At 72.7% G+C, this 12,327-nt stretch carries 15 protein-coding genes; 2 read left to right on the forward strand and 13 right to left on the reverse strand.

What is annotated here, in order from left to right; translation table 11 throughout:
- Positions 1-51: 51 nt before the first annotated feature.
- The 3 genes from AC0N04_RS06090 to AC0N04_RS06100 all read right to left on the reverse strand — a co-directional run bounded on the left by AC0N04_RS06090 (position 52) and on the right by AC0N04_RS06100 (position 2,024).
- Complete coding sequence (locus tag AC0N04_RS06090; RefSeq protein ID WP_474279720.1) at positions 52-1,446, reverse strand: amidase; 1,395 nt, start codon at positions 1,444-1,446, stop codon at positions 52-54.
- A gap of 133 nt (positions 1,447-1,579) precedes the next feature.
- Positions 1,580-1,834, reverse strand: coding sequence for a hypothetical protein (locus AC0N04_RS06095; protein WP_474279722.1), 255 nt, complete (start codon positions 1,832-1,834; stop codon positions 1,580-1,582).
- A gap of 43 nt (positions 1,835-1,877) precedes the next feature.
- Entirely contained in the window at positions 1,878-2,024 is a 147-nt protein-coding gene (locus AC0N04_RS06100) for a hypothetical protein (protein ID WP_474279724.1), read from the reverse strand.
- 128 nt (positions 2,025-2,152) lie between these two features.
- On the opposite strand from AC0N04_RS06100, the gene AC0N04_RS06105 reads away from it, so the two are divergent.
- Positions 2,153-3,112, forward strand: a complete 960-nt coding sequence (locus tag AC0N04_RS06105) for a LysR family transcriptional regulator (protein WP_474279726.1) — start codon at positions 2,153-2,155, stop codon at positions 3,110-3,112.
- Here AC0N04_RS06105 and AC0N04_RS06110 read toward each other — a convergent pair.
- The 6 genes from AC0N04_RS06110 to AC0N04_RS06135 all read right to left on the reverse strand — a co-directional run bounded on the left by AC0N04_RS06110 (position 3,090) and on the right by AC0N04_RS06135 (position 8,058).
- Positions 3,090-4,454, reverse strand: a complete 1,365-nt coding sequence (locus AC0N04_RS06110) for an ATP-binding protein (protein ID WP_474279728.1) — start codon at positions 4,452-4,454, stop codon at positions 3,090-3,092. The genes AC0N04_RS06105 and AC0N04_RS06110 overlap by 23 nt on opposite strands.
- Positions 4,451-5,128 (reverse strand): winged helix-turn-helix domain-containing protein, encoded by a 678-nt coding sequence (locus tag AC0N04_RS06115; protein WP_474279730.1) that lies wholly within the window; start codon positions 5,126-5,128, stop codon positions 4,451-4,453. Before AC0N04_RS06115 ends, AC0N04_RS06110 begins: the two co-directional genes overlap by 4 nt.
- Before the next feature lie 14 nt (positions 5,129-5,142).
- Entirely contained in the window at positions 5,143-5,871 is a 729-nt protein-coding gene (locus AC0N04_RS06120) for a cytochrome b/b6 domain-containing protein (protein ID WP_474279732.1), read from the reverse strand.
- Positions 5,872-5,884: 13 nt separating this feature from the next.
- Positions 5,885-6,355, reverse strand: coding sequence for a diheme cytochrome c (locus AC0N04_RS06125; RefSeq protein ID WP_474279734.1), 471 nt, complete (start codon positions 6,353-6,355; stop codon positions 5,885-5,887).
- 10 nt (positions 6,356-6,365) lie between these two features.
- Positions 6,366-6,770 (reverse strand): DUF1924 domain-containing protein, encoded by a 405-nt coding sequence (locus tag AC0N04_RS06130; protein WP_474279736.1) that lies wholly within the window; start codon positions 6,768-6,770, stop codon positions 6,366-6,368.
- 91 nt (positions 6,771-6,861) lie between these two features.
- Positions 6,862-8,058, reverse strand: coding sequence for an amino acid aminotransferase (locus AC0N04_RS06135; RefSeq protein WP_474279738.1), 1,197 nt, complete (start codon positions 8,056-8,058; stop codon positions 6,862-6,864).
- A 150-nt stretch (positions 8,059-8,208) separates the two neighbouring features.
- Between AC0N04_RS06135 and AC0N04_RS06140 the strand changes: the two genes are divergently transcribed.
- Entirely contained in the window at positions 8,209-8,460 is a 252-nt protein-coding gene (locus tag AC0N04_RS06140; RefSeq protein WP_474279740.1) for a hypothetical protein, read from the forward strand.
- A 22-nt stretch (positions 8,461-8,482) separates the two neighbouring features.
- Here the strand turns inward: AC0N04_RS06140 and AC0N04_RS06145 are convergent, their stop codons facing one another.
- The 4 genes from AC0N04_RS06145 to AC0N04_RS06160 all read right to left on the reverse strand — a co-directional run bounded on the left by AC0N04_RS06145 (position 8,483) and on the right by AC0N04_RS06160 (position 12,327).
- Positions 8,483-10,183 (reverse strand): DUF5666 domain-containing protein, encoded by a 1,701-nt coding sequence (locus AC0N04_RS06145; protein WP_474279742.1) that lies wholly within the window; start codon positions 10,181-10,183, stop codon positions 8,483-8,485.
- Positions 10,184-10,324: 141 nt separating this feature from the next.
- Positions 10,325-10,894: a TVP38/TMEM64 family protein gene (locus AC0N04_RS06150; protein ID WP_474280498.1), complete on the reverse strand. Its 570-nt coding sequence runs from the start codon at positions 10,892-10,894 to the stop codon at positions 10,325-10,327.
- A 16-nt stretch (positions 10,895-10,910) separates the two neighbouring features.
- Positions 10,911-11,396, reverse strand: coding sequence for a glutathione peroxidase (locus tag AC0N04_RS06155; RefSeq protein WP_474279745.1), 486 nt, complete (start codon positions 11,394-11,396; stop codon positions 10,911-10,913).
- Between the two features lie 67 nt (positions 11,397-11,463).
- Complete coding sequence (locus tag AC0N04_RS06160; RefSeq protein WP_474279747.1) at positions 11,464-12,327, reverse strand: DMT family transporter; 864 nt, start codon at positions 12,325-12,327, stop codon at positions 11,464-11,466.

A 12,327-nucleotide genomic window follows, 5' to 3' on the forward strand; every position in this document is an offset into this window, starting at 1 on the left:
GTAAGGCAAGCCGGCCGGCCCGCGGCGGCGGCCCCGGGCGCGGGCACGGGCTCAGCGGGGCACCGGCTCGGGCCAGGGGCGCTGCAGGCCCCGCAGCTGCTCCCAGGCACTGGCGAGTTGCAGCACGCCCAGGTCGTCGTGGCGGCGGCCGGCGATCTGCAGGCCGATCGGCAGGCCAGACGCCGACCAGCCGGCGTTGACGCTGATCGCCGGCTGTTCGCTCATGTTGTACGGCAGTGTGAAGGCGATGTGCTCGAACGGCCGCTGCGGATCGTTGAGCGGGCTGGCCCACTCGGCCGCGAAGGCAACGCCGGGGCTGACCGGCGAGAGCACGTAATCGAACGGCTGGCAGGCCGCCACCGCGGCATCGCGCAAGGCGGCGATCTGGCTGTAGCCGCGAAACACCTGCTCGGCGCTGAGGTGCTCGCCGGCGGCGATCCACTCGCGGATATAGGGCAGCACCTTGTGCTGGCGCTCGGGCGGCAGTGCCGCGTAATCGAGCCACGAGCGCATGCGCCAGAAGCGATCCAGGCCGTTGACCATCTCGCGGCTGCTGATCGGCCCCAGGCTCTGCACTTCGGCCCCCGCCGCGGCGAAGATCTGGGCCGCGGCGGCCACCGCCGCCCGCACCTCGGGCTCGACCGGGTCGCCCCAGCCGGCATCGAGCAGCAACCCCAGCCGCAGGCCCTTGACCCGGCCGACCAGCGCCGACCAGTCGATCGTCTGCGCGGGCAGGCTGGTGGCGTCGCGCCAATCGAGGCGGCTCAGCACGCTCATCGCCAGCGCAGTGTCGGCTACGCTGCGGGTCAACGGGCCGGCGACCCGGCCGGCATAGGGTGGGCGGATCGGGATCCGGCCCAGGCTGGGCTTGAAGCCGACCACGCCGCACCAGCCGGCCGGCAGGCGGATCGAGCCGCCGATGTCGGTGCCCAGGTGGATCGGCCCGTAGCCGGCCGCGGCCGCAGCGGCCGCGCCGGCGCTGGAGCCGCCGGGGTTCTTGCTCGGGTCCCAGGGGTTGCGCGCCAGCTTGTGAAAGCTCGACAGGCCCGACGACAGCATGCCCCAGTCGGGCATCGTGGTCCGGGCGACGAACACCGCGCCCGCCTCGCGCAGCCGGGCCGCCGGCGGCGCATCCTCGGCGGCCGGCGTCAGCAGCGTGGCGGCGCAGCCCAGCGGCTGCGCGACGCCACGGGTGGCGATGTTTTCCTTCAGCGTCACCGGCACGCCGTCCAGCGGGCCCAGGGCCTCGCCGCGGCGCCAGCGCGCCTCGGAGGCCCGCGCCATCGCCCGCGCCGCCTCCGCGTCCAGCGCCCAGGTGGCGGCGAGCAGCGGCTCGCAACGTTCGATGCGGTCCAGCACCGCGTCGGTCACCTCGACCGGCGACAGCTCGCCGCGGGCGTACAGCGGCGCCATGGCCACGGCGTCGAGCGCGTGCAGCGGCGTCATGCGGAACGGGCCGCGGGGGACTCGGGGGCGTCGGAAAAAAGGGGCATCGCGTCGAGACCTCCAGCCATGGAAGCTCGATGGTGCCTCAAACGGACCGGTGCGCCCAGGGCCGCGGCCCCGCCGCACCGGCGACTCAATCGCTCAGGCTCTCGTGGCGCGCGGCGGCGGCATACAGGTCGGCGGCGAAGCCGGGCTCGACCGCCTCCCAGCGACGGGCCAAGTGGCGCACGTTCTCGGCATCGGCGCGGCGGCGGCGCAGCAAGGTCGCGGGGGACGGCTGGGCCAGGCGCGACAGCAGGCGCAGGCCGGCGACCAGCACCTCCTGAAGACGCTGCGACAGGCCATGGCCCTGGCCGAGGTGAAAGCTTTGGGAGGTGATCGCGGTCATGAGTCGCTCCTGGGCGTGCGGGGCTGACGAGGTCTCGCCGGGATCACCGGAGAGACAAGGAACGCAAGGGCCACAGCCCGCGGCGCAGCGCGTTCAGGCCGGAGCGCAGGCGCGCCAGCCACAGTTGCTTGAGCGACACGGCGCGGTAGGGAGCAGGCGGGGCCTCGAAAGGATTGGTGACGGGGTTCATGGTCTGGGTCCTGAGGGTTCCGGGACGCTTGCCGGGATCCGATGGCGTGATCCTAGGGTTATCACCAATGATGCACAACTGAATATTATTCAGACATGATATGAATCCTGTTCATGTATGCTGCGGCGATGAATTTCCGGACCCTGGATCTGAACCTGCTGCGCGTGTTCGACAGCGTGATGGCGGAGGGCAGCCTGACCCGCAGCGCAACGGTGCTGGCGATGACCCAGCCGGCGGTCAGCCACGCCCTCAAACGGCTGCACGAGGCGGTCGGCGAGACCTTGTTCGTGCGCAGCGCCCGCGGCATGTCGCCCACGCCACGGGCTCAGGCGCTGTGGCCGCAGGTGCGCGCGGCCCTGGCCGGCTTGCAGCAGGCGCTGGCGCCGGCCGCGTACGACCCGCAGCACGATGCGGTGAACTTTCGGCTGGCGATGGTCGACGCGACCGCCGTGCTGCTGATGCCCGACCTGGTGGCTGCGATCGAGCAGCAGCAGGCGCTGGCCAACCTGCGGGTCCTGCCGCTCGCGACCCGGGACCCGCGCAGCCTGCTCGAACGCGGCGACGCCGATCTGGCGGTGGGCCACTTCCCCGACGCGGTGGCCAGCCTGAAGGCCCAGGGCGACGACGCGACGCTGCGCCACCTGCACCTGTACGCCAGCCGCTATGTCTGCGTGATGCGCCGCGAACACCCGCTGGCGCGCGCGCCGCTGACGCTGGATGCGTACTGCGCCGCCCACCATCTGCTGGTGAGTTTTTCGGGGCGGCCGCACGGCTTCGTCGACCAGGCGCTGATGGCCCTGGGCCGCCAGCGCCGCATCGTGCTGACGGTGAACCAGTTCTACACCGCCGGCCGGGTGGTGCTGCACTCGGATCTGCTGACGGTGCTGCCCTTGTCGTTCCTCACGGCCACCGGCGTGCCCCGCGAGCTGACCACGCGCGAGCTGCCCTTCGAGCTGAACCCGATCCGGGTCGAGATGCTGTGGCACATGCGCCACGACGCCGACCCGGCGCAGCGCTGGCTGCGCCAGCTGGTGGCGGGCAGCCGGGTCGCGGAGCCGGCCGGGCTCAGGCCGGACGAGCCGGCTTGAACGCCGGCCAGGCGATCGTCACCGCCAGCCCGCCGAGCGCCGCCGACCTGCCGACCTGCACCTGCGCGTCCTGGGCCGCGGCGATGCGGCGCACGATCGACCAGCCCAGGCCGCTGCCCGGTGCCTGGTGGCCGGCGCCGCGGAAGAATCGCTCGCCCAGGCGCGCCCGCTCGGCATCGGTCAGGCCGGGGCCGCTGTCTTCGACCGCCAGGCGCGCGCGGCCGCCGTCGCCCTGCACCGTGACCTGCACCGTCGCGCCGGCGGGGCTGTAGCGCAGCGCGTTGTCGAGCAGGTTGCGCAGCAACACGCCGGCGAGCGTTTCATCGGCCGCCAGGGCGCAGTGGGGCGGAGCGTCCAGCGACACCGCCTGGCCGCGCGCCAGGGCGGCCGGCGCGAGTTCGGCGACGACCCGGCGCGCCAGCACCGCCAGATCGGTGGTCGGCGGTCCGGCGGGCGGGCGCTCGGCGGCATCCAGCCGCGACAGGATCAGCAGCTGCTGCACCAGATGGCTGGCGCGGTCGCAGCCCGCCAGCGTGGACTGCAAGGCATGGCGGCGCTCGGCGTCGTCGGCCGCCCCCAGCGCCACCTGGGCCTGGGCGCGGATCGCCGCGATCGGCGTGCGCAACTCGTGCGCGGCATCGGCCGTGAAGCGGCGCTCGCCTTCGAGCAGCGCGCCGATGCGCTCGAACAAGGCATTCAACGCCTCCAGCAGCGGCCGCAGCTCGGCCGGCGTGCCGCCGGCCAGCGCCACCGGCGCCAGGGCCTGCGGCGAGCGGGCCGCCAGCGTCGCGCTGAGGCCGCGCAGCGGCGCCAGCCCGTGGCGTATCGCCGCCCAGGCGGCCAGCGCCAGCAGCGGCAGCGCGAGCAGCAGCGGCGTCAGCAGGCCGCGCAACTGCGCCATCAGGATGCCGTCGCGCGAGTGCAGCTGTTCGGCCACGAATACCTGCACGTCGGACTCGGCTCCCCGCGCCGCGAACACCCGCCAGGCGGCGTGCTCCAGCGTGCGGGTCTCGAAGCCCTCGGTCTGCGTCGACAGCGGCACCCGCGGCGCCAGCGGCGAGCGCAGGACCAGATGTCCCTGGTGCCAGACCTGAAAAGCCACCCGGCTGGCATAGCGCTGCAGCAGCGGCGCCTCGGCCACCCCGTCGTCGCCATCGCCGCCGTGGGTCTGCTGCGCCACCAGCAGCGCGGCGGATTGCGCCAGATGGGCGTCGAGCAACTCGTCCAGCTCGTGCTTGGCATCCCACCAGACCAAGGCCGCGGCCATCATCCACAGCCCGGCCACCGCGCCCAGCACGCCCAGCAGCAGGCGTCGCTGCAGCGAGGTGGCCGCGCTCGTCATGGCTCGCCCGCCGTGGCGTCGCGGGCGACGCTGTAGCCGACGCCGCGCACCGTCGTGATCAGATCCGGGCGCAGCTTCTTGCGCAGGTGGTGGATGTGCACCTCGACCGCATTGCTCTCGACCTCGTGGCCCCAGCTGTACAGGTGCTGCTCCAGCTGCTCGCGCGACAGCACCCGCCCGGCGTTCAGCAGCAAGGCCTGCAGCAGATCGAACTCCCGCGTCGACAGCGCCACCGGCTCGCCCGCCAGGGTCACCTGGCGCGCGGCCGGATCGAGCACCACGTCGGCGGCGTGCAGGCGCTCCTGGGGACGGCCGTGGGCGCGGCGGATCAGCGCACGCAGCCGCGCCCCCAGCTCGTGCAGGTCCACCGGCTTGACCACGTAATCGTCGGCCCCGCGGTCCAGCCCCTGGATGCGGTCGGGGACGGCGTCGCGCGCCGTCAGCACCAGCACCGGGACGGGCACGCCGGCCTCGCGCACCCGCTGCAGCACGTCCATGCCGTCCATCAGCGGCAGGCCCAGGTCCAGCACCGCCGCGGTGTGCACGCCGGCGCGCAACTCGCGCTCGGCGGCACGGCCGTCGCGCACCCAGTCGACCTGGAAGCCTTGCTGGCGCAGCCCGGCGCGCAGCCCGTCTCCCAGCAGCGGGTCGTCTTCGGCGAGCAGAATGCGCATGGTTCGGGTCGTCCTCAGTCGTCGTCGTCGCCGTGGCCGGCCGCGGCGTTCGTCATCGCCGCCAGCGCGCCACCGGGTGCAGTCTGCCACTGCCAGGTCCAGAACGCGGCCACGGCGACCGCGATGATCGCGCCGAGCAGCCAGGCGCTGCGCCGCGCGCCGTCCTCCGGGCGGCCCGGCTTGCGGCCGGTGACCATCGCGCGCACCAGGTTCTCGCGGTGCAGCACGCTGGCCACGACGACGCCGGCCACATGCACACCCACCACGGCCATCATCAGGTTCGCGGCCCACTCGTGCGCCTCGCCCAGCGCGTCGCCGCCCAGTTCGTTGTAGGCCGCCCAGCCGAGCGCGGTGGTGACCAGCGTCAGGCCCAGCAGCGCCAGGATGGCCCAGCCGCCGGCCGGGTTGTGGCCGACATGGTGTTCGGGCTGGCTGCTGCGCAGCGAGCGCAGGTAGGCCAGCACCGCCCGCGGTCCGCGCACGAAGGACGCGAAGCGCGCCGGCCGGCTGCCGACCACGCCCCACAGCAGGCGGAAAACGACCAGGCCGATCATCGTGTAGCCCAGGCTCACATGGACCAGGCGCCAGCGCTCGCTCTCGGCGCTCAGCCAGGCGCCGGCGAACGAGGCCGCGAGCAGCCAGTGGAAGACGCGCACCGGCACGTCCCAGACCAGGATCTGGCGCGGCTCGGAGGGGGTGGTGGCGGCCGGCGTCGCCGACCCGGGGGCATGGGAAGAGGTCATCAGGGGACTCGGCTCAGTTGGGGATGCGGATCTCGTGCTCGCTGAAGCGGCCTTCGGCCGCACCGGCGTGGCAGGCCGCGCAGTTGGCGGGGCTCTTGACGGAGGCGCGCTTCCAGGTGGCGCTGCCGACCTCGTCGTGCTCGCGCTGGAACCAGGCGCTGCGCGTGATGCGGTCCTGCGGCGGCGTGCCCTGCGCGCGGCGGCCGGTGGCCGCGTTGGCCTGCAGCCAGGCCGAGATCTGCCGCGACGTGGCGGGTTCCAGCGAAGCGTCGCTGCCGAAGTGATGGGGCAGGTCGCCCATCAGCCGCGACCACGAGGCGGCCGGCAGCAGTCCGGCGGGGAACGCGACGTGGCAGGCGCCGCATTCCTGCTGGTACAGCGGCAGCGGCGGGACGCGGGCGGCGTGTTCCTCGGCGCGGCCGGCCGAAGCGGCCAGGCACAAGGCGGCGCCCAGCAGGCCGGACGAGAGCTTGAATCGGGACATGGCCGGCTCCTTATTTCAGGGTGATCAACCAGGCCAGCAGATCCGCCTTCTCGGCGGGCGTGCAGGCGCGGCCCACCACGTCGTTGCAGTTGCGGCGGAACCATTTCTCGGCCTTGGCGGCGTCGGTGAAGCGCTGCGGGTTGAACGCCGGCGCGAGCGGCGAGATCGTCTTGCCGGTGGCCGCGTGCTTGCCTTCGCGCGTCGGCGTGGCGCCATGGCAGCTGCTGCACGACCATTCGCGGCCGTGCGTGGTGGTGAAAAACGCCTGGCCGCGGGCCGCCTGGGCGGGTGCGCCGGCTTCGGCGCTGTATCCGGCGAGCAGCTCGGACGGGGTGGCGGCCCAGGTCAGCAGGGGTGCGCACAGCGCCGCCCCGGCGAGCCACCGGCTCGGTGCGAGGAAGGAACGAAGCAGCATGGCAGGCTTCCGAAGTGGGAACGCCTGCATCGTCGCCACCCCGGCTGAAGCCCGCCTTAAGGCCGGGCCGGCAGGGCCGACCGGGTCGGGCTCAGCCGGCCAGCACCGCCGCCATCGCGCTGGCCGTGCGCTCGACGTTGCCGCTGTTCAGGCCGGCGACGCACATCCGCCCCGACCGCAGCAGGTAGACGCCGAATTCCTCGCGCAGCCGGTCCGCCTGCGCCGCCGTCAGGCCGGTGTAGCTGAACATGCCGCGCTGGGTCAGGAAGTAGCCGAAGTCGCGGCCCGGCAGCTTGGCGCTCAGCACCGCGTGCAGTTGCTCGCGCATCTGGCGGATGCGCTGGCGCATCGCATCGAGCTCGCCGGCCCATTGCGCGCGCAGCTCGGGCGAGCCCAGGATGGTCGCCACCAGCAGGCCGGCGTGCAGCGGCGGATTCGAGTAGTTGCGCCGCACGGTCGCCTTCAATTGACCCAGCACCCGATCGGCCTGGGCCGCGTCGGGGCAGACCACGCTCAGCGCGCCGCAGCGCTCGCCGTAGACCGACAGGCTCTTCGAAAACGAGTTCGCGACGAAGAACGACAGGCCGGCCTCGGCCAAGCTGCGCAGGGCCGAGGCATCGGCCTCGATGCCGTCGCCGAAGCCCTGGTAGGCCAGGTCGAGGAAGGCGATCAGGCCGCGGCTGCGCAGCACCGGGATCAGGGCCTGCCATTGCGCCGGCGTCAGGTCGACCCCGGTCGGGTTGTGGCAGCAGGCGTGCAGCAGCACGACGCTCTTGGCCGGCAGCGCGCTCAAGGTCTGCAGCATGGCGTCGAAGCGCAGGCCGCCGGTGGCGGCGTCGTAGTACGGATAGGTGTTGACGGTCAGCCCGGCGCCCTCGAACACCGCGCGGTGGTTGTCCCAGGTCGGGTCGCTGACCCAGATCTGGCTGCCGGGGAACCAGCGGGCGATGAAATCGGCACCGACCTTGAGGCCTCCCGACGATCCGACCGACTGGATCGTCGTGACCCGGCCGGCCTGCAGCGCCGGGTGGCCGGCTCCGAACAGCAGCGTCTGGACCCCGCTGCGGAACGCCGCCAGGCCTTCCATCGGCAGGTAGGGCTTGGGGCCAACCTGGGCGGCGATCCGGGCCTCGGCCTCGCGCACGCAGCCCAGCACCGGGATGCGACCGGCATCGTCGAAATAGATGCCGATCGACAGGTTGATCTTGTCGGGACGCGGATCCTTCTGGAAGTCCTCGTTCAACGTCAGGATGGGGTCGCCGGCGTAGGCATCGATGTGCGCGAACATGGTGGATTCAGGCAGGGTGGCAAGGATCGCGATTATCCGGCCGCAGGGCGTGACCACGGGCGAGCGCGGCCTCCCGCGGCCACCTATAGTGCGGACACCGACGCGCCGGACGCGCGCCGGCCCCACCCGTCACGCCGAGGAACCGTCACCATGAAAACCGCTGCCATCACCGCCACCTTGCTCATCGCACTGGGCACGCTCGCCGCCGGCCCGGCCTCGGCCAAAGGTTGCATCAAGGGGGCGGTGGTCGGCGCGGTCGCCGGTCACGTGGCCGGCCACCACGCGGTGGCCGGGGCGATCGCCGGCTGCGCCGTCGGCCACCACCTGGCCAAGAAGAAGGACGCCGAAGCCAAGGCCAAGGCCGCTGCGCCGGCCGCGCCCGCGCAACCGGCCTCGAACTGAGGCAGCGGCGCGGGCGGACGGGTCAGAAGCCGTCCTGGTCCCCGCTCTTCGGAGGACCGCTGTCGAGCACGGCGTTCGGCGATTCCCGGGTGATCGGCCCGACCGGCGCAGCCACCGTCAGCACCCCGGCCGCCCAGCTGCCGCGCACCAGCACCAGGTCGCCCGCGGCCACGGTGGTCGGCGGGTTGTGGCCGGGCCGGGCGACGACGGCGGTCGGGTCGGCGCTGACCGCCAGGCCATGCACGTCGAAGGTCGTGGACGAACTGCCCGCCGTGCCGTTGACCGGCACCGGCGAGGCGTCGATCACGCCGGCGACGCTGGCCAGCGTGCTGGCGGGCAGGATCGTCAGCGACAGCGCGTGCAGGTTGCCGTTGCCGTCCACCACCGCCCGCACCTGCAGGTGCTGCGAGACGTTGGGGGCCTGCAGATAGGTCAGGAAGTTGTTGATGTTGAACAGCGGCGGCGCGTTGCTGGGGTCTTGTCCCAGGCCATGCAGCGAGCGGTCCGCCAGTTCGGTCGTCGCGTCGACCGTCATGGTCTGGCCGAGCAGCGTCACGACGTAGGTGTTGGCGGCGGCGCCCGCTGCCAGGCTGCTGTAATCGCCCTCGAAGCCGTAGGTGGCCGACTTCGCGACCTCCTCCACGCTGACCGACGACGCCAGCACGCTGGTGCCACCGGCACTGACGGTGCCGAGCACCCGCACCTGGTCACCGACCGCCGGCAACTGGCCGCTGGGCAGCGCCGAAGCGTCGACCACGATGCCGTCGGCGGTGAACGAGGCCGGCGATGGGGTCACGCTGGACACCCGCCCCTCGAATTCCATCGTGCTGCCGGGCGCCTGCGCCGACAGGCTCTCCCGCAGCAGCGCGGTGCTCGCGCTGAACTGGACGGCGGGCAGCACCGGCGCCACGGTGCTGAAGGCCGAGACGGTCTGGCCCACACTGTAGGCGGACGCGCAGGCCGTGGCGGTCTTGTTCGCGACGTAGCAGGTGGCCGCCGACAGATCCACCGACAGGCCGCCGATCTTCACCTGGCTGCCGCTGACGGCGGTCACCAGGCCCTCGGCCTTGTAGGACGCCCCGGTGCCGCCCACCGGCGCGTCAGCCACCGAGATCAGCGTCGCGATGATGTTGGCGCCCGGTGCGGCCGGGTCGTTGTAGAGGAAACCATGCACCGCGACATAGCTGCCGCCGGCGCCGGGGCCGGTCGTGACGCTGAGGCCGGACGCGCCGGTGATCGGCGCGCAAGGGCTGGGCGCGGTCAGGCAGGCGCGGTGGTCGGAGAAATTCGTCGCGGCGGTCAGCGCGACCGACTGGCCCATCACGGTCAATGTGCTGCCCGTCGCGTCATAGGCGTCGACGAAGCCGCGCGCCAACGGGCGGAAGTGCAGCTCGCCGGCCACCGGGTGGGCCTCCGAACTGTCGCTGGCCGCCACGACCCGCACCGGCATGCCCACTTCCAGCGCGCCGACGCCCCCAACGGCGCCGGTGTCATCGTCGACCACCGCGGCGTTCGCGGTATTGAACTCGTGGCCGTTGACGAACACGCTGCCGAAGGCGGTGACCACGCCCGACGACACCGCCTGCGCGGCGGCGCCCGACGGCGCGGCCGCCGCATTCACATTGGCGGCGGCACCCCCGCCGCCACAGGCGGCGATCGACACCGCGGCCACCACGGAGACCAGGGCGGCCAACGCCAGCCCGATCGGCGATTTCTTGTACATGGCACTCCTTCCAAGCCGAGGCGCGGCAGGCCTGCCGCAGCGACCCTCGACCAACGGCCGAAGTGTGCATGCGCCTCTCATTGCGCAATGCGTCCGAAACGTTACCTTGTGTTTGCAAGGCCGACAGCGTGTTCGGCTCCCTCAGGCCGGCAGCGGCCAGTGCAGCGCCCGGGCCAGCGTGCGGAAGAACACCACGTAGACCAGGATGGGCAACGGCAACCCGAGCGCGGTGCCGAGCAGGTAGTGGCGCAGCGACACGCCCGACATCGCCAGCGCATAGTTCAGCGCCGGCACGGTCTGGAACACCAGGCGCAACACAAGCACACTCTGCAGCGGATGCGCGTCGAGCCGGCCCAGGGCCCGCGCGGCCAGCGGCCCGGTGAACTCGCGCAGCGCGTTGCGCCCCAGCGCCCGGATCAGCCAGAACGTCGCCAGGCAGGACACGCAGGCCGCCAGGTAGGTGGCCCAGAAACCCCAGAACGCGCCCAGCGCCAGCACCGCCCCGGCCAGGAACAGCCAGCCCGGCAGCTGGATCAGGTTGCCCAGCACGAACAGCAGCGTGAACAGCGCCAGCCCCGTCCCGCGGTGCCGGGCAAACGCATCGCGCAGCAACGCCGGATCGATCCTGGCGCGCAGGCCGGTGACTTCGAACACCACCCACATCGCCGCGACGAACAGCAGCACGATCCACAGGCGGCGGTGCCTCAGCATGGCAGCCACGCGGCCCTCATCCTGCCAGCGCCGCCTCGATGTCGCCGGCCAGCTTCTCGGGCGCGTCCTGGGGTGCGTAGCGCTTGAGCACGGTACCGTCGCGGCCGATCAGGAACTTGGTGAAGTTCCATTTGATGGCCTCGCTGCCGAGCAGGCCCGGCCTGGCGGCCTTGAGCCACTGGAAGAGCGGGTGCGCCCCCGCGCCGTTGACCTCGATCTTGGCCATCATCGGAAAGCTGACGCCGAAATTCATCTCGCAGAACGAGGCGATCTCGTCGTCGCTGCCCGGATCCTGGCCGCCGAACTCGTTGCTCGGGAACCCCAGCACAGTCAGACCCTTCGCCTCGTACTGCTGCCACAAGGCCTGCAAGCCCTTGAACTGCGGCGTGAAGCCGCAGGCGCTGGCGGTGTTGACGATCAGCAGCACGCGGCCCCGGTAGTCCTTCAGCGGCACGCGCTCGCCGGTGATGGTGCGGGCTTCGAAATCGTAGAGGCTGGCCATGGCGATGTCCCGGTGCGGTGGAGACGCATCGTAGCGCCGCAGCCGGCCGCCGCAGCGAAACATGGTGTCACTGCAGCGCGGCCAGCGCCGCCGCGCCCAGGATCAGCGCCCCGCCCAACGCCAGGCCCGGGCTCATCGCCCCGGCCCCCAGCGCCAGCGCCGAGCCGGTGGCCCACAGCACCTCGGTCAGCATCACCACGGCGGTGACATGGGCCGGCAGCCGCGAGACCCCGTACTGCAGGGCGAGGTTGCTGGCCAGGTAGCAGCCGCCCAGGGCCAGCACGCCCGCCACCCAGGGCCAGGCCAGCGGCGGCGGCGACGGGATCGGCAGCGTCAGCGCCAGCCCCAGCGACACCACCGCGCCGCCCAGGAACATCGCCAACCCGCGTCCGCCGCCTCGCCGGTGCGCCTCGCGCCGCAGCATGATGTTGTTGACCGCGAAGCTGAAGCCGCCCAGCAGGCCCAGCAGGTCCACCGCCTTGAGCGCGCCGGCCGACGCGTTGCCCGACGGCCAGAGCACGATCAGCGCGCCGGTCAGCGCCATCGCCACCCGCGCCAGCGCGGCCGGCGTGACGGGCTCGTGCAGCAGCCAGCGCGCCAGCAGCACCGCCCAGACCGGCATCAGGTAGAACAGCAGGATCACCCGCACCACGTCGCCCGCGGTCACGCCCCAGTTGAACGACGCATTGGTGGTGCCCGCCGCCAGCAGGATGATCCACAGCGGCGGCTCGGACAGCAGCTCGCGCCAGGCCGCGGGCCGGCGCAGCCCGATCACCGCCGACGCGAACAGGAAGATCAGCGCGGTGGCCCACAGCGGGTGCAGCCCCGCGTGCTGCAGCTGGCGCATCGGCCACCACGACAGGCCCCAGACCATCGCGTTGAGCAGCAGCCCGGCCACCGGCCTCAGGCCCGGTGCGGGCGGCGCGTCCAT

Source organism: Ideonella sp. sgz306126, assembly GCF_056032705.1.